This window comes from Streptomyces sp. NPDC020597, assembly GCF_044335095.1.
Taxonomy (GTDB): Bacteria; Actinomycetota; Actinomycetes; order Streptomycetales; family Streptomycetaceae; genus Streptomyces.
This window is the reverse complement of sequence record NZ_JBIRUL010000001.1, coordinates 573279-591227: the sequence shown is the minus strand read 5'-3', so window position 1 is coordinate 591227 and position 17949 is coordinate 573279. Positions and strand designations below refer to the sequence as shown.

The following is a 17949-nucleotide window of genomic DNA, read 5'->3' as shown; positions in this document are numbered from 1 at the left end:
CGTTCCGGGACGGATTCCCCGGTACGGAGGACCCGCGGGGCAGAGGATTCACGCGGCGCCGACGGCTCCTTCCATGGAATCACTCCCGACGGCCTCCGCAACCCGGGCGTCCGGCAGACTCGGGGACATGGACATCGCGATACGGCAGGCCGTGCCCGGCGAGTACCGGGCCCTCGGCGACATCACCGCGCAGGCCTATCTCCAGGACGGGCTCCTCGACTTCGGCGAGGGGGACCCCTACCTGCCGGTGTTGAAGGACGTCGCCGCACGGGCGGCCGCCGCCGAGGTGCTGGTGGCCGTGGACGGCGACCGGCTGCTCGGCGGCGTCACCTTCGTGGCCGGTCCCGGCCCGGTCGCCGACATCGCGCGGCCCGGTGAGGCCGAGATCCGTGCGCTCGCGGTCGCGCACGCGGCGCGCGGCCGGGGCGCCGGCGAGGCGCTCGTGCGGGCCTGCCTGGAGCGGGCGCGGGCCACGCAGGGCTGCAAGGCCGTCGTGCTGTCCAGCCAGCGCAGCATGCACACCGCACACCGGATCTACGAACGTCTCGGCTTCGTCCGCACACCCGAGCGGGACTGGAGTCCCGTGCCGCACCTGGACGACCTCACTCTCCTCACCTACGAGTTGACCCTCTGAAACCACCCCGACACAACATCTGGGGGTGGCGTGACAGGTGAGCACAAGATGTATGCTCATGCTCGCTGTCGCCGCAGGGGAATCCGGTGCGAATCCGGAACTGTCCCGCAACGGTGTACTCGCGTGCATCCCTACCCATATGGGCACGCCTGTTCAGTCCGAGGTCCTGCCGACAGCGCGCCCGGCCGTCCGGTCCGGGTGCCCTGACGTCCGGGCCTCGTGGAGTGGGCCGGTGGACGCGACGCCCCCGCGCGCTCGTGTGCTGCCCCCTGCCCTCCGCCAGGCCCCTTGCCGAGCGAGGGAGAGCCCCCACGTGACCATCGCGCCAGCCGAACCGGCCTCAGTCACCGAGCTGCAGACCGACGGTCCCGGTACCGCGTTGCTGCGGACCCTGACCGAGCTGACCGCCGACCTGCCCGACGCCGACCCCGGCCGGGTCGCCGCCGCCGCGCTGCGCGGCCGGTCTGCGCGGGCCGCCTCCGAGATCACCGCGGAGCTGCGCGAGCTGGCCACGGAGGCGGCTGCGGGCCTGATCTCCGAGGATCCCGCCTACTCGAAGCTGGCCGCCCGCCTGCTGACGATCGGCATCACCGCGGAGGCCGCCTCCCAGGGCGTCACGACGTTCACCGAGTCGATCGCCGTCGGGCACCGCGAGGGCCTGATCGCGGACCGCACCGCCGAGTTCGTGCGCGTGCACGCGGCCCGGCTCGACGCGCTGATCGACTCCGCCGCCGACGACCGCTTCGGCTACTTCGGACTGCGCACCCTGCACAGCCGCTACCTGCTGCGGCACCCGATCACCCGCAAGGTCGTCGAGACGCCCCAGCACTTCCTGCTGCGCGTCGCCGCCGGTCTGGCGGACGGGGGCGCCCCCTCTGGGGGAGACACGGCCCGCGCCCTGGACGAGGTCTCGGCGCTCTACCGGCTGATGAGCCGGCTGGACTACCTCCCGTCCTCGCCCACGCTCTTCAACTCCGGCACCCGGCACCCGCAGATGTCGTCCTGCTACCTCCTCGACTCCCCGCTGGACGAGCTGGACTCCATCTACGACCGCTACCACCAGGTGGCCCGGCTGTCGAAGCACGCCGGCGGCATCGGCCTGTCGTACTCCCGTATCCGCAGCCGGGGTTCGCTGATCCGCGGCACCAACGGGCACTCCAACGGCATCGTGCCGTTCCTCAAGACCCTGGACGCCTCGGTCGCCGCCGTGAACCAGGGCGGCAGGCGCAAGGGCGCGGCGGCGGTCTACCTGGAGACCTGGCACTCCGACATCGAGGAGTTCCTGGAGCTGCGGGACAACACCGGCGAGGACGCCCGGCGTACGCACAACCTGAACCTCGCGCACTGGATCCCGGACGAGTTCATGCGCCGGGTCAACGCCGACGAGCCGTGGTCGCTGTTCTCCCCGGCCGACGTGCCCGAGCTGGTGGACCTGTGGGGCGACGAGTTCGACGCGGCCTACCGCAGGGCCGAGTCCGCGGGGCTGGCCAGGAAGACCATCCAGGCCCGCGACCTGTACGGCCGCATGATGCGCACCCTCGCGCAGACCGGCAACGGCTGGATGACCTTCAAGGACGCGGCCAACCGCACCGCCAACCAGACGGCCGAGCCGGGCCACGTCGTGCACTCCTCCAACCTCTGCACGGAGATCCTGGAGGTCACGGACGACGGCGAGACCGCGGTGTGCAACCTGGGCTCGGTGAACCTGGGCGCGTTCGTCGACACGGCGAACGGCGACCTCGACTGGGAGCGGCTGGACGAGACCGTCCGCACGGCGGTCACGTTCCTGGACCGCGTCGTCGACATCAACTTCTACCCGACCGAGCAGGCGGGGCGTTCCAACGCGCGCTGGCGTCCGGTCGGGCTGGGCGCGATGGGCCTCCAGGACGTCTTCTTCAAGCTGCGGCTGCCCTTCGACTCGCCCGAGGCCAAGGCCCTCTCCACCCGCATCGCCGAGCGCGTGATGCTCGCCGCCTACGAGGCCTCCGCGGACCTCGCCGAGCGGAGCGGCCCGCTGCCCGCCTGGGAGAAGACCCGCACGGCCAGGGGCGTGCTGCACCCGGACCACTACGGCGTCGAGTTCGCCTGGCCCGAGCGCTGGGCGGCGCTGCGCGAGCGGATCGCCTCGACGGGGCTGCGCAACTCCCTGCTGCTCGCCATCGCGCCCACCGCCACCATCGCCTCCATCGCCGGTGTGTACGAGTGCATCGAGCCGCAGGTGTCGAACCTGTTCAAGCGCGAGACGCTGTCGGGCGAGTTCCTCCAGGTCAACTCGTACCTGGTGCAGGAGCTCAAGGAGCTCGGCGTCTGGGACGCCCGTACCCGTGAGGCGCTGCGCGAGGCGAACGGCTCGGTGCAGGGCTTCGCGTGGATCCCGGCCGAGGTGCGTGCCCTGTACCGCACGGCGTGGGAGATCCCCCAGCGCGGCCTGATCGACATGGCCGCCGCCCGTACCCCCTACCTCGACCAGGCGCAGTCGCTGAACCTGTTCCTGGAGACGCCGACGATCGGCAAGCTCTCCTCGATGTACGCGTACGCGTGGAAGTCGGGCCTGAAGACGACGTACTACCTGCGCTCGCGCCCGGCCACCCGGATCGCCCGGGCCGCCCGTGCCCAGGCGCAGCCCGAGAACACCATCCCCGTGCAGCAGGCCGCCGACCCCGACGCCGTCGCCTGCTCCCTGGAGAACCCCGAGTCCTGCGAGGCCTGCCAGTAATGACGACCGCACCCGAGAAGACCGAGCAGACCGAGAAGTTCGAGAAGTCCGAGAAGAACCTGCTCGACCCGGGCTTCGAGCTGACCCTGCGCCCGATGCGCTACCCCGACTTCTACGAGCGCTACCGGGACGCCATCAAGAACACCTGGACCGTCGAGGAGGTCGACCTCCACTCGGACGTCACGGACCTAGCGAAGCTCTCCGAGGGCGAGCAGCACATGATCGGCCGGCTGGTCGCGTTCTTCGCGACGGGCGACTCGATCGTGGCGAACAACCTCGTGCTGACGCTGTACAAGCACATCAACTCCCCCGAGGCGCGCCTGTACCTGTCGAGGCAGCTGTTCGAGGAGGCCGTGCACGTCCAGTTCTATCTGACGCTGCTGGACACCTACCTGCCCGACCCCGACGACCGGGCGGCGGCCTTCGCGGCGGTGGAGAACATCCCGTCCATCCGCGAGAAGGCCGAGTTCTGCTTCAAGTGGATCAACGAGGTGGAGAAGCTGGAGCGGCTGGATTCACAGGCCGACCGGCGCCGCTTCCTGCTCAACCTGATCTGCTTCGCCGCGTGCATCGAGGGCCTGTTCTTCTACGGCGCGTTCGCGTACGTCTACTGGTTCCGCAGCCGGGGCCTGCTGCACGGTCTGGCCACCGGGACCAACTGGGTGTTCCGCGACGAGACCATGCACATGAGCTTCGCCTTCGAGGTGGTCGACACGGTCCGCAAGGAGGAGCCTGAGCTCTTCGACGACCGGCTCCAGGAGCAGGTCACGGCCATGCTCCGGGAGGCCGTCGAGGCCGAGCTGCAGTTCGGGCGCGACCTGTGCGGCGACGGCCTGCCCGGCATGAACACCGAGTCGATGCGGCAGTACCTCGAGTGCGTCGCCGACCAGCGCCTGTCGCGGCTCGGCTTCGCCCCGGTGTACGGCTCGGAGAACCCCTTCTCCTTCATGGAGCTGCAGGGCGTTCAGGAGCTGACCAACTTCTTCGAGCGCCGTCCGTCGGCGTACCAGGTCGCGGTGGAGGGCACCGTGGACCTGGACGAGGACTTCTGAGTCCGCGCCCGGGTCACGGTCTGCGCGGCGGCCTTCAGCTGGCGGTCGATCCGGCGCTCGTGGAGATGTCCCACGAGCGCCGGAGCCGCGAGGACGAGGAAGAGGGCCAGGACGGTGAGGTACTCGCTGAGTGCGTTCATGAGGTAAGCGTCGTACACGCCGAACACTGCTGACAGTGGCAGGACTGCCGTACATCTTCAAATTACTGCCACTTCGGGGGCACACTGGCGGCATGCTGAAAAACGTGGCGGCGATTCTGCTGGACGGTGTGCACCCCTTCGAACTGGGCGTCGTCTGCGAGGTCTTCGGGATCGACCGCAGCGACGAGGGGCTGCCGGTCTACGACTTCGCCGTCGCCTCTGCGGAGGGGCCGACGCTGAGCACCCACGCCGGGTTCACCATGAGCACCCCGCACGGGCTGGAGCGGCTGGAGAGCGCCGACCTCATCGCCGTGCCGGCCGGCGAGACCTACGGCAGGCGCGCGTTCCCCCCGGAACTGCTCGACGCGCTGCGCCGGGCCGTGGACCGCGGCACGCGGGTGCTCAGCGTCTGCTCGGGGGCGTTCGTGCTGGGCGCGGCGGGACTGCTGGACGGCCGGCGCTGCGCGGTGCACTGGCGGCACGCCGAGCAGCTGGCCCGGCAGTATCCGCACACCACCGTGGAACCGGACGTGCTCTACGTCGACGAGGACCCGGTGATCACCTCGGCGGGGACGGCCGCGGGCATCGACGCCTGCCTGCACATCGTCCGCAAGGAGCAGGGGCCGGAGGTCGCCAACCGGATCGCCCGCCGGATGGTGGTGCCGCCCCACCGGGACGGCGGCCAGGCCCAGTACATCGAGCGGCCGCTGCCCCGGTCGCGGTGCGACACCGTCGGCGAGGTGCTCGCGTGGATGGAGCAGCACCTCGACCAGGAGATCACGGTCGAACGGCTCGCGGAGCGCGCCCACATGTCCCCGCGCACCTTCGCCCGCCGTTTCCAGCAGGAGACGGGCACCACCCCCTACCGGTGGCTGCTGCGTCAGCGGGTGCTGCTGGCACAGCAGTTGCTGGAGGCCACGGACGAGACGATGGACGCGATCGCCTGGCGCGCCGGGTTCGGCACGGCGGGCGCCCTGCGCCACCAGTTCGTGCAGGCGCTGGGGACGACCCCCAACGCCTACCGGCGCACGTTCCGGGGCCCTCGGGCCGTCGCCTGAGCCGCGGCTCTCACCCGGGTATCGCCCGCAGCAGCAGCCGGCGCGGCCGCAGCGTGATGCCGATGTGCGTCCGGCTGTCGGAGCCGGGGGCCGGCTCGAAGCGGAACGCGTTCGCCACCACCGCCGTGATCAACGTCAGCTCGGCCATCGAGAAGTGGTCGCTGGGGCACTTGCGGTTGCCGACGCCGAACGGCGTCATGGAGTACTTCGGCAGCTCCGCGGAGCGGCCGGGCAGCCAGCGGTCGGGGTCGAACTCCGTGTGCCGCTCGTACGACCGCGGATCGCGCTGAACCGCGTACGGGCTGTAGACGATGTCGGCCCCGGCGGGAATGCGGTAACCGCCGAGCTCCGTGTCGGTCACCGCGCGCCGGGTCAATATCCATACGGCGGGATAGAGCCGCATGGTCTCGACGACGACATTGGCGGTGTGCCGGAGCTTTCGGACGTCGTCGAATGCGACCGGCCGGTCGCCGACAACGTTTTTCACCTCTTCGCGGATCTTGTCCACTTGATCCGGATGCTCGGTGAGGACGTGGAGCAACGACATGACCACCGAGCCGGCGGTTTCGCTGCCCGGGGTGAGTATCGCGACGACCTGGTCGTGGATCTCCTGTTCCCCGATCGGGTCGCCATTGTCATCCTTCGCCTCCAGCAAAGCCGTCAGCAAATCGTCCGGTTTTTGACCGGATGCCCTGCGGTCGGCGATGATCTCGTCCACCAGCCGGTGCAGATCGGCCAGCGCCCGGTTGAATTCCCGGTTGGCCGGAATCGGTACCCGATAAAGCGGCCCGAGAGGCACGACCATGCGCTGGTACATGCCGGCGAACAGTGTGGCGAGCGCGGAGGTGATGCGCTCGGACCGGGCGTCCATGTAGCTGCCGCGCATGAGGCAGCGGGCCGAGATGCGCACGGACACCCGGAAGGCCTCCGCGGTGACGTCGAGGACCTCGCCCCTCGTCCAGCGCTCGACGAGCGCGTACGCCTCCTCCTCCATGATCGGGCCGTAGCCGGGGATGGCGTCGAGCCGGAACGCGGGCTGGATCGTGCGGCGCTGACGGCGGTGCAGCGGCCCGTTGGCCGTGGCCACGCCCTCTTTGCCGAGCAGGCTCTCGAGGGACTCCCACAGCGGGCCGGAGATGATGTAGTCGGGACTGAGCGCCAGGGCCCCGGTGAGGCCCGGCGCGGTGACGGCGTACACCGTCTTGGGGCCGAGCCTGAGGCGGACCACGTCGCCGTGGTCGCGGAGCCGGGCCAGGAAGGCCAGCGGGTCACGGGCCAGCTTCCAGCCGTGCCCGAGGAGCGGCACCCTGCCGCCCGCCAACGGTGGCTCGCGCAGTTCGGGGGCCTCGGCGGTCGCGTGTTTCACCGACTCGACGGTCATTTCTCACCTGCCGCTTCGTTGTTGACGTACGGGGGCGTGGACCGGTCGTCCCAGCTGTCGACCATGTAACGGCCGGACTCGTGATGGAACCAGTAGACGGAACTGAACCAGTTCCGCATATTGCCGAGACAGGCTCGCACGGCGGTGCCGATTTGCATTCCGCGGACCGTCCCGTCGGAGACCCGGTCGGCGAGCTTCAGGACGTCCTTCTCAACGATCAGGAACTCGGACACACACTGTTCGACGCGTCGCCTTAAATCCTCGACAGCTTCTTCGAGAGTCATTCCCTGGTGGGTGACTAGGCTGATTCCGAGATTGTGCACCTCATCGCCCGCTAATTCCTTGGGCAGCGAGCAGAGGTCGTTGTACCAGGCGGCGAAGTCCTGACTCAGCAGTGCCGCGCGCCGATAGGACGGGTGTTTCCGCACCGAGTCCGGGAGTTCGCACCCCGCGCTCGGTTCCAACAGGTCGGTCCAGATCCAGTGCGCGAAGGTGAGCCGGCGCAGGGCGAGATATTCCTCGACACCGGGAATGCGCCCGTCGACACGGTTGTGGAATTCCCGGTCGTACGCCTCGATCACGGTGTGGAAGTGCCGGGCGAACCGGGCGTTCCAGGTGCCGGGAAGGAAGGAGTACAGCCGGCCCACGCCGTCCGCGAGCCCGGCGACCAGCGGATCCGGGTGGGCCAGATGCTCCGCCGGGGCGTCCAGGGCCGCGTGCAAGCGGAACCTGAGCTGCCGCCAGGAGGACACCCGGCCGTGCACGACGTCACGGTCGTGCCGGTCGTCCCAGACGAAGAACCATGCGCTGTAGTCGGCTATGGCCTGCATGACCTCGTCGGGCGCCCCGAGGTAGTAACCCGCCATCAAGTCCGTGTAGCAAAGTCCGTCGGCATATTCTGCGACCTTCTCCGCCGGCATCAACCGCTTTTCCAGCAGCCAGGAGCGGGTGTTCTCCTGCAACCGGGGCCAATATGGGTGGAGTTGCCGGGGAAAGGCCGCCTCGATGACCGGAAGAGAGAGCGAGGGAGGGACCGCGGGCGCGGTCACCGTGGTGCTGTATGTGGTGCTGTATGGGAAAGCTGGCACGAACAACCCCTCTCAGCCGCCAGTGGGCGCACACCCCTCCCGCCGTGCCGGGCGTGCGCCGTTGCGTATCCCCGCTCATCCCATTCAGCACTACAACTGACCGGTCTGGGAACGGATTTGCTTCATTCACTACCCCAAGATGCCGAGAATCCGCCCCCACGTGACTGGTTACGGGTCAGCAGATGTGTAGTAGATGTGCGTAAGCGATCGAACGTCCGTCGGACACACGAACGACGCCTGTCCGGGGAAAGTCCGGACAGGCGTCGAGTGGGCGGATGGAGCTCAGTCGTTGGCGACCACGGGGTAACGAGGCTCGTTCTCGGCCATCTGCCGCAGCGCGTCCTTGCGTTCACGCTTGGAGAGACGGTCGATGTAGAGGTAACCGTAGAGGTGATCCGTCTCGTGCTGCAAACACCGTGCGAAGTACCCGGTGCCGCGCACCTTGATCGGGTTGCCCCGCTCGTCCTGCCCCGTCACTTCGGCGTAGTCCGGACGGGCCAGCGGCGCGTAGGCGGTCGGCACCGACAGACAGCCCTCGTTGCTGTCGTCCAGCCGACGCCGGTCCGCGGGCAGCTCGACGAGCTTCGGGTTGCAGACGACGCCGACGTGCCGAGCGCCCTCGTCGTCCGGGCAGTCGTAGACGAAGACCTTCAGGTCCACCCCGATCTGGTTGGCGGCCAGGCCCACGCCCTCCGCGGTGCGCTGCGAGGCGAACATGTCGTCCACCAGTTTCAGCAGCTCGTCGTCGAACGCGGTGACGTCCTTGCACTCCTTGTGGAGCACCGGGTTGCCGACGACCGTGATCGGCCGCGAGGCGCCGCGCTCGCGGTGGGCCCGCTCGCGCTCCTCCGTCTCCTCGGTGTCGATGACGAAGCCCTCGTCGTCCACGGGGAGCACGCCCCCGTGCTGCTGATCGGTGTCCTGCTGCGCCATGACCGACGTATGCCTTCCTGACTGTGTCCTCCGAGGGCTGCCCTCGGACCCCCACCCGGGGGTTCGTCGCTGATACAGGGTACGGGGACGGCTAGCAGACCTCTTCCAGGTCCCGCCAGTCGCGGGTGTCCGGACTGTCCGCGACCCACCCGTCCAGCAGCCCCCGCACCAGCGAGGCGGGCGCGGCCACCCCGCACTCCCGCTCCGGCGCCCACTGCTGCCCGTCGGTCACGTGCCCGAGCGGGCCCGGGTGCCCCGGCTCGCTGTGGTCGTGCGGGTCGAGGTGCTCGCCGTCCCCCTCGTCGGAGGGCATCCGCGACTCCGAGCACATCCGGCACAGCAGCCGCACCGAGGACGACCAGTCCTCCGCCGCGAAGCCCGCGTCGGCGGCCAGCTGCTCCAGGGCGTCACGGTCGGTCTCGGAAGCCGCCTCCAGCAGGACCACCCACGTCGGCACGGGGGACGGGGCCCACAGCTCGATCTCGTCGAAGACGGGGTAGGAGTGGCCGGCGGAGGTGGTCCGCTCACCGTGCGGGACCCCGTCGTGCAGCACGACCTCGCCCCAGCGTCGCCCCGAGGAGGGCAGCGGGATCGACAGCACCTCCATGCGGGCGGGATCCAGCCGCCGCCCCCACACCACCTCGGCCTCGCCTTCGGGCGACAGCCGTACGGCCGCGCTGCCCAGCTCCATCCCGACGGGCTCGCCCGCGCCCGTGGCCTCGCCCGGCACGTGCAGCCCGTACGCCTGCCACGCACGGCGGGCCAGCGGCCAGTCCTGCAGGGCGGTGGCGGCGATGCCCACGTTCCACCAGTCGGGGGCCCCGGCCTCCCGGTCGAGCAGGGCGACGGCGCGCAGCCCGGCCGTGCGGGCCTGCTCCCAGTCGTGCCGGAACTTGTGCAGCAGGGCGAGGTTGAACCAGGACTCGGAAAGCCAGGGTTCCAGGTCGGCGGCACGTGTCAGCAGCGCGCCCGCGTCCTCGTACCGCCCGTCGCCGATCAGCGTGAACGCGCGGTCGGTGGCCTGCCGCCAGGAGGCGGAGGGCCGGTGCCGTCCCTTGCCGAAGATCCTCACGATTCCCGCCTGCCAGTTCCGTTCTGTGGGCTGGCCAGTGCCCCCGGACACTCTCTCCCTCGCATCCAACCACGTGTGGCCGGAAGGCGGCTCATTACCCATGGGTTACCCACCCACGGGCAGGGTCAGACCCGTCCTCGAAAGCACCCTGGCCAGGGCCTCCACCACCTCCGGCGCGTACTCCCGGCCGGTGCCGAGACGCAGCTCCTCCAGGGCGGTGAGAGGCCCGTCGGGACCGCTGCCCCGCACCCGCTCCTCGTATGCGTTCACCGCCCGGACTATGCGGGCGGCCACCGGCTGCTCCGGGTAGGGGTCGGCCTGCCGCTCGACGACCGTCGCCACCTGGGCGCTCACCCCGGTCTGGCGGACGACGGCCCCGCCGAGCAGCGCGATCCGCCGCTGCTCGGCCGCCGGCAGGCCCGCCGTGGCCCCCGCCGGCACCGGGTCGACGAGGCTGAGCTGCCCGATGTCGTGCATCAGGGCGGCGTACTCGAGGACGGTCAGCTCGGGCTCCGGCAGCCGCAGGTCCCGGCCCACCGCCTGGCTGAGCGCGGCGACCCGGCGGGCGTGCCCGGGCGGGGTGTACCCGGCGATCTCGGTGGCGCGGGCGAGACAGGCGATGGTCTGCCGGTAGGTGGCGCGGACGGCCGCGTAGCGGCGCAGGGACAGCTGGGTGAGCAGCAGCGGCACCGAGAACACGGGGAGCGCCCACAGCCCGACGACGGCCACCGCGAGCGCCATCACCGCACCGGTCGCGCACACCGCCGACCCGATCCCGGGCACCGACCGCAGCTCGTCGCGCAGCAGCGGGGGGAACGGCCACCCGGTGCGGGAGCAGGCGAGGGCGGCCGCCACCACGGCGTCGCACAGGACGGTCAGCACCAGCAGCGCGAGCAGCAGCAGCGCGTACGCGGGGCCGCTCCAGCCGTCGAAGGCCCCGCGGTTGTACAGGGGCTGGAAACAGACGGCGGCGAACCCGACGGCCAGCACGCGCCGGACCAGGTGGTCGAGAACGCGCTCCCGTCCCCGGGCCAGCTGGGGCACGCTGCCCAGCAGGGAGGCGGCCGCGACCACCGCCACGACCTGCGCGACCCCGTGGTGCGTGGGATGCCCGGCGTGCTCTCCGACCAGCGCGTACGCCAGCGATCCGGCGGCGCCGAGCGGCGCGGTCTCGCGCAGTCCCGGCCCGCTCGCGGGGCCCGGGTCGCCCGGGCGGAGCCGGGAGCGCGCGAGGGTCGGCTCGCCCACGGCCACGAGGATCCCGAAGGCGAGCGCGACGGGGCGCTCCCGCAGACCCGTCAGAAGGGTGACGAGGAGGCCGCCGGAGGCCAGGAGGGCGGCGATCGCGTAGAGGGCGACCAGGGCACGGCGGGAGGCCGCCGGCCCGCCCGGCTCGCGGAAGGCGGTCACCGGCGGGCCTCCGAGCGGTCGTCGGGCGCCGGGGCGGGGGCCGGCACGTCGGACCGGGTCTCCTCTGCGGTCACCACCGGGTGCCAGCCGTCCCGGCCGACGACCCGGGTCAGCGCGGTGACCATCCGCGGGTCGAAGTGGGAGCCGGCGCACCGCCGCAGCTCCTCCAGGGCCGCCTCCACCGGCCGGGCCCGGCTGTAGCAGCGGGTGGAGGTCATCGCGTCGAAGGCGTCCGCGACGGCGACCACCCGTGCGGACTCCGGGATCTGACCGCCCGCCAGTCCGTAGGGGTAGCCGCTGCCGTCGATGCGCTCGTGGTGGTGGAGGATCGCCGAGCGCGCCTCGCCGAGGAAGGAGATGCCCCGGGTGATCTCGTGCCCGTACTCGGGATGCAGCTCGATCACCCTGCGTTCCTCGGGCGTCAGCGGCCCGTCCTTGCGCAACAGGCGGGTGGGTACGCCGAGTTTGCCGACGTCGTGCAGGATGCCGGCGAACCGGAGCACCTCGATCCGGTCGTCGTCCATGCCGAGTTCGCGCCCGATCATCATCGAGGCCTGGCCGACGCGTTCGCTGTGGCCGCGCGTGTAGCCGTCCTTGAGGTCGACGGCCTGCACCAGGGCGCGGATGGTCGCCTGGTGGGCGGCGCGTTCCCGGTGGTACTGGGCGAACACCCACCAGGACACGGCCATCGGGAAGAGCACCAGCAGCGCCGCGACGGGGCCGTACGGGCTGCTCCACAGCACGGCCGTCATCAGTCCGGCGAGGCCGTGCACGGCGACGGGGGCGAGGGAGCGCAGGAACATCCCCTGGCAGACCGCCCGCAGCGGAAGCCCCTCGGCGAGCACCAGCATCCCGCCGTCGAGGAGGGCGAGCGCGGCGCAGAACACCAGGACGGCCGCGCCCGCCGGCACGAACGCGGGCGGCAGGTCGGAGCCGGCCACCGCCGCAGGTCCGCCGAGCGCCCCGTGCGCCCGGGCCGCCAGCCACACGGCGAGCGACGACTCGGCGGCCCGCCAGACGCGCCGCAGCAGGAAGGGGCGCGCCTCGACGTGCGAGAACAGCGCGCCGGGCAGCGGGACGAGGGCCGCCGCGGCGGGCGCCAGCAGGAAGGCCCCGGCGAGCAGGACGGGGTGGAGGGTGGCTGCGAACCTGCGCCGGGCGATCTGCTCGCCCGCCGCGTACACCGCGGCCAGCAGGGCGACGGCCCACCAGGGGGTCGGCGCGCCGGGGAGCGAGGAGAGCGTGCACAGCAGTGCGCCGAGGGCGACACAGGCGACGTAACCGCGTGCCCGCGCCGGGATCCCCTCCATCGCCACTCCCCCCAGCCGTGCCTGTCCGGGCTCAGGAGCCTAGGACGGCCGGGGGCGGGCCGCGGGCGTATCACCCGCGGATTAGCACATTCGGGTGACGGCGGCGCTCTTCGGGCCCGGAGCTCGCCGAAGGCGGGCGAGCGCTCGGGGCCGGTGGGTCAGGACTCCTGGGAAGTGGCCGGCGTCGTGGCCACGTCGTGCTCGGGGACGGCCTGCCCGGAGCGGATCAGGTCGATCCGGCCCATGACCTTGGCACGCAGGTCGGTCGGCACGTCGTCGTGTCCGCAGCACCGCTTGACCAGCTTCTTCACGGCCTCTTCCAGCCCGTACTTCTCCAGGCAGGGCGAGCACTCCTCGAAGTGGTGCTGGAACTTGTCCCGGTCGAGAGGAGGCATCTCGCTGTCGAGATACTCGTACAGGTGGTCTAGGACCTCACTGCAGTCCGTCTCGTGCGGATCTCCGCAGCTCATGAGCCCGAGCCTTTCGCTTCGTTCGACTCTCCGGCGCCGGCCGGGACCAGTCCGCGCTCGCGGGCGTAGTCCTCGAGCATGCCGCGCAGTTGACGGCGGCCCCGGTGCAGCCGGGACATCACCGTGCCGATGGGTGTCCCCATGATGTCCGCGATCTCCTTGTACGCAAAGCCCTCTACGTCCGCGAGATACACGGCGATCCGGAACTCCTCCGGAATGGCCTGAAGCGCTGCCTTCACGTCCGAGTCGGGCAGGTGGTCCAGCGCCTGCGACTCCGCGGAGCGCAGACCCGTGGACATGTGCGACTCGGCGCGCGCCAGCTGCCAGTCCTCGATCTCCTCGGCCGCGCTGCGCTGGGGTTCGCGCTGCTTCTTGCGGTACGAGTTGATGAAGGTGTTGGTGAGGATCCGGTAGAGCCAGGCCTTGAGGTTGGTGCCCTCCCGGAACTGGTGGAAGGACGCGTACGCCTTGGCGTAGGTCTCCTGCACCAGGTCCTCGGCGTCCGCCGGGTTGCGCGTCATGCGCAGGGCGGCCGAGTACATCTGGTCGAGGAACTCGAGCGCGTCCCGCTCGAAGCGCGCGCTGCGCTCCGCGGTGGACTCCGCACCCGGCGCCCCGCTCACGCCCTGGCCCTCGGGCAGCTCCGCCTGGCCGTTGTCGGTCCCTGCGTCGGTACCGGTGACCGGACCCACCTCCTCAAGATCGCGGGCAGAATCGAAACCGATCCCACTCGAATCGGAGGATAGACGACTACCCGTGCCCGCCGCCGCTCGAACAGGAGCGATCTTGGCCGCGTGCAGCACCGTCCAGTCGAGGGCGGTACGGCTCGGGCAGATGGTCGAACCCATGCGGAGGACTTCCTCTCCCACTGACGTCGGTGCCGGATGTTCAGCACTTCTGTCCGCCTCAACAGCGAGACCGCCCTCCGCATTCCCCCGCACTCACCCGAGCGACCCGATCCAGCGCACGACCGCGCCGGTGACGGTCTCCAGCGCCTGTTCGCCGGTCACGGGGGCCCGTTTCGGGACGGCGAACCCGTGATCGCCGTACGGCACCTCGACGAGCTCGTACGGCCCCTCGGGGAACTCCTGCGGCCTGCCGAACGGGTCGTTGCCGCCCTGGACGACGAGGGTGGGCGCCCCCGCGCCGAGCAGCTCCGCGGCGCGGGACTTCTCCGGCTTCCCGGGCGGGTGCAGCGGAAAGCCGAGCGCGAGCACCGCGTGGGCGCCGAGCTCGGCTGCGGTGCGGCAGGCCACCCGGGCCCCCGCCGACCGGCCGCCGGAGATCACCGGCGCCCCGGACCCGGTGACGGCGGGCCAGATCCCGCGCCAGCCGACGTCGAGGGTCCTGGGAGCGGTGGCGACCTTCTTGCCGGCCACCCGCCAGGGCTGCTCGACGAGGGCCACGCTCACCCCGTGCCCGGGCAGCACGGCGGCGAGCGCCTGAAGATCGCGGGCTTCGACGCCGCCGCCCGCCCCATGACCGACGGCGAGGACGAAGGCCGGTTTCCGGGCCCGGTGCCAGGTGATGCGGGCGGTCCCCGCGTCGGTCTCGACGGTCTCCACGGTTTCGGTGATCACGTCAGAAGAGTGTGCCCTCCTCGGGCCCCTCCAGCTCCTTCAGCAGCTCCGCGCCGTTGTTGCGGACGTTGCTGACGGCCGTGGAGACCGGATAGGCGCGCATCAGCCCCTCCGCCGGCGGCTCGAGGAGCGTGCGCAGGGCGTCGACGTCGGTCCGCGCCGGGTCGAGCCAGTCGTCCCAGCGGTCCGGGGTGAGCATCAGGGGCATCCGGGGGTGGATGTCGGCGAGGGCGTACGGGCCGTCGGCGGGGGCCACGGCGAGCGGGGAGGTCTCCGCCTCGGTGGTGATCACCGAGCACGTCGCCCACCAGGCCTGCGGGTGGTCGTCGGGCAGGGTCCGGTCCCGCCAGAACTCGTACAGCCCGGCCATCGCGAAGACCGAGCCGTCGGCCGGGAGCACGAAGTAGGGCTGCTTGCGCGGCCGCTTCTTCTTCCCCTCCACCTCGAGATCCCGCTCCTGGACGCCGGTCACCCACTCGTAGTAGCCGTCGGCGGGCAGGATGCAGCGCCGGGCGGCGAAGGCGCGGCGGTACGACGGCTTCTCGTGCACCGTCTCCGCGCGCGCGTTGATCATCCGGGCGCCGCCCTCGGGCGTCTTCGCCCAGGACGGCACCAGTCCCCACTTCAGCCTGCGCAGCTGACGAACCGGGCGCTTGTCGGCGGCGTCCTTCACAGGACGGTCGAGAACGGCGTAGACCTCCTTGGTCGGCGCCACGTTGTAGTCGGGCTCAAGGCTCTCCTCGGGCTCCCACTTCTCGACTTCGAAGATCGCTGCGAGATCCTCGGGCCCACGACTGGCTGCATACCGTCCGCACATACGTGCCACACTGCCAGGCCGACCCGCCACCCGGCCACCACCACCCGGCGCCGGCGCCCCGCGCCGGCCCGTGCATCACGAGAGGGAGCCACCCCCGACCATGGACAGCACCGCCGCCCTCGCGCTGCCCGACCTGTGGGACCGTCTCGTCGGCACCCAGACAGACCCCGACCTGTGGGTGGTGATCGCCACCGCGGTGGCGGCGCTCGCGGTCGTCGTGCCGCACCGCCTGTGGCGGGTCTCCCGCAACGCGATCACCATCGCCCACGAGGGCGGCCACGGCCTGGTGGCGCTGCTGACGGGCCGCCAGCTGACCGGGATACGGCTGCACTCCGACACCAGCGGCCTCACCCTCAGCCGGGGCAAGCCGCACGGCCTCGGCATGATCCTGACCGCGGCGGCGGGCTACCCCGCTCCCCCGCTGCTCGGCCTGGGCGGCGCCGCTCTGCTGGGCGCCGGCCGCATCACCCTGCTGCTCTGGGCGGCGACGGCGCTGCTGCTGGCGATGCTGGTGATGATCCGCAACGCCTACGGCGCCCTGACGGTCGTCCTCACCGGCGGCGCCTTCCTGCTCGTGTCCTGGCTGGCGGGTCCGCAGGTGCAGGCGGCGTTCGCGTACGCGGTGGTGTGGTTCCTGCTGCTGGGCGGGGTCCGTCCGGCGTTCGAGCTGCAGGCGAAGCGGTCCCACGGCGGGGCCGGGGACTCCGACGCGGACCAGCTGTCGAGGCTGACCCACGTGCCGGCCGGGCTGTGGCTGTTCCTCTTCCACGCGGTGAGCCTGTGCGCGCTGCTCGGCGGGGGCAGGTGGCTGCTGGGCCTGTAGTGCCCCCGCACCCGTGGCGCCCCGCACCGGAGGCGGCCCGCTCGCCCGCGGGGCCGCGCGCGGCGGGCACGGCGCGCTCGCGGCCGAACGACGGCCTCCCGAGTTCATTAGAGTGGAGTCCATGGCCCCGAACCCCGCCCACACCGCCCTCTGGCCCGCCCCGCACGCGAGCGAGGCCGTCGACGCGACGGTCCACGTGCCGGGGTCGAAGTCCGTCACCAACCGCGCGCTGGTGCTGGCCGCCCTGGCCTCCGAGCCCGGCTGGCTGCGCCGCCCGCTGCGCTCCCGCGACACCCTGCTGATGGCCGACGCCCTGCGGGCCATGGGCGTCGAGATCGAGGAGACCGTGTCGTCCAGCTCCACCGGCGGCGCGGGCAACCCCGACCGCGCGGGCGAGGCGTGGCGGGTGCTGCCCGACGGTCTGCGCGGTCCGGCCACGGTGGACGTGGGCAACGCGGGCACCGTGATGCGCTTCCTGCCGCCGCTCGCCGCCCTGGCCGACGGACCCGTCCGGTTCGACGGCGACCCGCGGTCCTACGAGCGTCCCCTGCACGGCGTCATCGACGCGCTGCGCGTCCTCGGCGCGCGCATCGACGACGACGGCCGCGGATCGCTGCCGCTGACCGTGCACGGCGGCGGTGCGCTGGACGGCGGCCCGGTGGAGATCGACGCCTCGTCCTCGTCCCAGTTCGTGTCGGCCCTGCTGCTGTCGGGGCCGCGTTTCAACCAGGGCGTGGAGGTGCGGCACATCGGCTCCTCGCTGCCCTCGCTGCCGCACATCCGTATGACGGTCGACATGCTGCGCGCGGTCGGCGCCCAGGTGGACACCCCGGAGTCGGGCGGCGAGCCGAACGTCTGGCGGGTCACGCCCGGCGCCCTGCTGGGCCGGGACCTCACGATCGAGCCGGATCTGTCCAACGCCCAGCCGTTCCTGGCGGCGGCGCTGGTCACCGGCGGCCGGGTGCTGATCCCGGACTGGCCGGCCCGCACCACCCAACCGGGTGACCGGCTGCGCGAGATCTTCACCGAGATGGGCGGTTCCTGCGAACTGGCCGACTACGGCCTCGTCTTCACCGGCTCGGGCTCGATCCACGGCATCGACGTCGACCTCGGCGACGTCGGCGAGCTGACGCCGGGCGTCGCGGCGGTCGCCGCCCTCGCGGACTCCCCGTCCACCCTGCGCGGCGTCTCCCACCTGCGGCTGCACGAGACGGACCGGCTGGCCGCGCTGACCAAGGAGATCAACGAACTGGGCGGGGACGTCACGGAGACCGCCGACGGTCTGCACATCCGCCCGCGCCCGCTGCACGGCGGGGTCTTCCACACCTACGACGACCACCGCATGGCGACGGCCGGCGCGATCATCGGCCTGGCCGTGGAGGGCGTGCAGATCGAGAACGTGGCGACGACGGCGAAGACCATGCCGGACTTCCCGGAACTGTGGACCGGGATGCTCGGGGCGTAG

At 71.6% G+C, this 17949-nt stretch carries 17 protein-coding genes and 1 riboswitch; of the genes, 6 read left to right on the top strand and 11 right to left on the bottom strand.

The genetic code is table 11. From position 1 onward, the window contains the following. Window positions 1-127 precede the first annotated feature (127 nt). The 3 genes from ACH4ZA_RS02790 to ACH4ZA_RS02780 all read left to right on the top strand — a co-directional run bounded on the left by ACH4ZA_RS02790 (window position 128) and on the right by ACH4ZA_RS02780 (window position 4402). The gene (locus ACH4ZA_RS02790; RefSeq protein ID WP_319278668.1) at window positions 128-634 is read left to right on the top strand and encodes a GNAT family N-acetyltransferase; all 507 of its coding nucleotides are present in this window, start codon (window positions 128-130) and stop codon (window positions 632-634) included. 77 nt (window positions 635-711) lie between these two features. Next, window positions 712-801: riboswitch (cobalamin riboswitch) on the top strand. A 146-nt stretch (window positions 802-947) separates the two neighbouring features. After that, window positions 948-3350, top strand: a complete 2403-nt coding sequence (locus ACH4ZA_RS02785; RefSeq protein ID WP_319278670.1) for a ribonucleoside-diphosphate reductase subunit alpha — start codon at window positions 948-950, stop codon at window positions 3348-3350. Next, a complete protein-coding gene (locus ACH4ZA_RS02780) occupies window positions 3350-4402 on the top strand; it encodes a ribonucleotide-diphosphate reductase subunit beta (protein ID WP_398427679.1) in 1053 nt (350 codons plus the stop codon). The genes ACH4ZA_RS02785 and ACH4ZA_RS02780 overlap by 1 nt, the downstream gene beginning before the upstream one ends. Here ACH4ZA_RS02780 and ACH4ZA_RS02775 read toward each other — a convergent pair. After that, on the bottom strand, window positions 4315-4542 hold the full coding sequence (locus ACH4ZA_RS02775; RefSeq protein ID WP_319278674.1) for a hypothetical protein: 228 nt from the start codon (window positions 4540-4542) through the stop codon (window positions 4315-4317). The two genes, ACH4ZA_RS02780 and ACH4ZA_RS02775, sit on opposite strands and share 88 nt — an antisense overlap. Window positions 4543-4634: 92 nt before the next feature. On the opposite strand from ACH4ZA_RS02775, the gene ACH4ZA_RS02770 reads away from it, so the two are divergent. Next, the gene (locus ACH4ZA_RS02770) at window positions 4635-5600 is read left to right on the top strand and encodes a GlxA family transcriptional regulator (protein WP_398427677.1); all 966 of its coding nucleotides are present in this window, start codon (window positions 4635-4637) and stop codon (window positions 5598-5600) included. Between the two features lie 10 nt (window positions 5601-5610). On the opposite strand, the gene ACH4ZA_RS02765 is transcribed toward ACH4ZA_RS02770, so the two are convergent. The 10 genes from ACH4ZA_RS02765 to ACH4ZA_RS02720 form a co-directional block, all read right to left on the bottom strand. Then, window positions 5611-6981: a cytochrome P450 gene (locus ACH4ZA_RS02765; protein ID WP_319278678.1), complete on the bottom strand. Its 1371-nt coding sequence runs from the start codon at window positions 6979-6981 to the stop codon at window positions 5611-5613. Next, window positions 6978-8069: an epi-isozizaene synthase gene (cyc1, locus tag ACH4ZA_RS02760; RefSeq protein ID WP_398427675.1), complete on the bottom strand. Its 1092-nt coding sequence runs from the start codon at window positions 8067-8069 to the stop codon at window positions 6978-6980. Before cyc1 ends, ACH4ZA_RS02765 begins: the two co-directional genes overlap by 4 nt. Window positions 8070-8351: 282 nt before the next feature. Further along, window positions 8352-9002: a peptide deformylase gene (gene def, locus ACH4ZA_RS02755; protein WP_319278679.1), complete on the bottom strand. Its 651-nt coding sequence runs from the start codon at window positions 9000-9002 to the stop codon at window positions 8352-8354. 91 nt (window positions 9003-9093) lie between these two features. Then, the gene (locus ACH4ZA_RS02750) at window positions 9094-10074 is read right to left on the bottom strand and encodes a hypothetical protein (protein ID WP_319278681.1); all 981 of its coding nucleotides are present in this window, start codon (window positions 10072-10074) and stop codon (window positions 9094-9096) included. Window positions 10075-10179: 105 nt separating this feature from the next. Further along, a complete protein-coding gene (locus ACH4ZA_RS02745) occupies window positions 10180-11436 on the bottom strand; it encodes an HD-GYP domain-containing protein (RefSeq protein ID WP_398427833.1) in 1257 nt (418 codons plus the stop codon). Window positions 11437-11480: 44 nt separating this feature from the next. Next, window positions 11481-12794: an HD-GYP domain-containing protein gene (locus tag ACH4ZA_RS02740; RefSeq protein ID WP_398427673.1), complete on the bottom strand. Its 1314-nt coding sequence runs from the start codon at window positions 12792-12794 to the stop codon at window positions 11481-11483. A gap of 158 nt (window positions 12795-12952) precedes the next feature. Further along, window positions 12953-13264, bottom strand: a complete 312-nt coding sequence (gene rsrA, locus ACH4ZA_RS02735) for a mycothiol system anti-sigma-R factor (RefSeq protein WP_319278687.1) — start codon at window positions 13262-13264, stop codon at window positions 12953-12955. Beyond that, a complete protein-coding gene (gene sigR / locus ACH4ZA_RS02730) occupies window positions 13261-13956 on the bottom strand; it encodes an RNA polymerase sigma factor SigR (RefSeq protein ID WP_319278690.1) in 696 nt (231 codons plus the stop codon). Before sigR ends, rsrA begins: the two co-directional genes overlap by 4 nt. A 249-nt stretch (window positions 13957-14205) precedes the next feature. Next, window positions 14206-14844 carry an alpha/beta family hydrolase gene (locus tag ACH4ZA_RS02725; RefSeq protein WP_319278693.1) on the bottom strand — a complete coding sequence of 213 codons (639 nt, stop codon included), beginning with the start codon at window positions 14842-14844 and terminating at the stop codon, window positions 14206-14208. A gap of 1 nt (window position 14845) precedes the next feature. After that, the gene (locus tag ACH4ZA_RS02720) at window positions 14846-15661 is read right to left on the bottom strand and encodes an SOS response-associated peptidase (protein ID WP_398427671.1); all 816 of its coding nucleotides are present in this window, start codon (window positions 15659-15661) and stop codon (window positions 14846-14848) included. A 100-nt stretch (window positions 15662-15761) separates the two neighbouring features. On the opposite strand from ACH4ZA_RS02720, the gene ACH4ZA_RS02715 reads away from it, so the two are divergent. Beyond that, a complete protein-coding gene (locus ACH4ZA_RS02715; protein WP_319187210.1) occupies window positions 15762-16484 on the top strand; it encodes a M50 family metallopeptidase in 723 nt (240 codons plus the stop codon). A 121-nt stretch (window positions 16485-16605) separates the two neighbouring features. Next, complete coding sequence (gene aroA / locus ACH4ZA_RS02710; RefSeq protein WP_319278696.1) at window positions 16606-17949, top strand: 3-phosphoshikimate 1-carboxyvinyltransferase; 1344 nt, start codon at window positions 16606-16608, stop codon at window positions 17947-17949.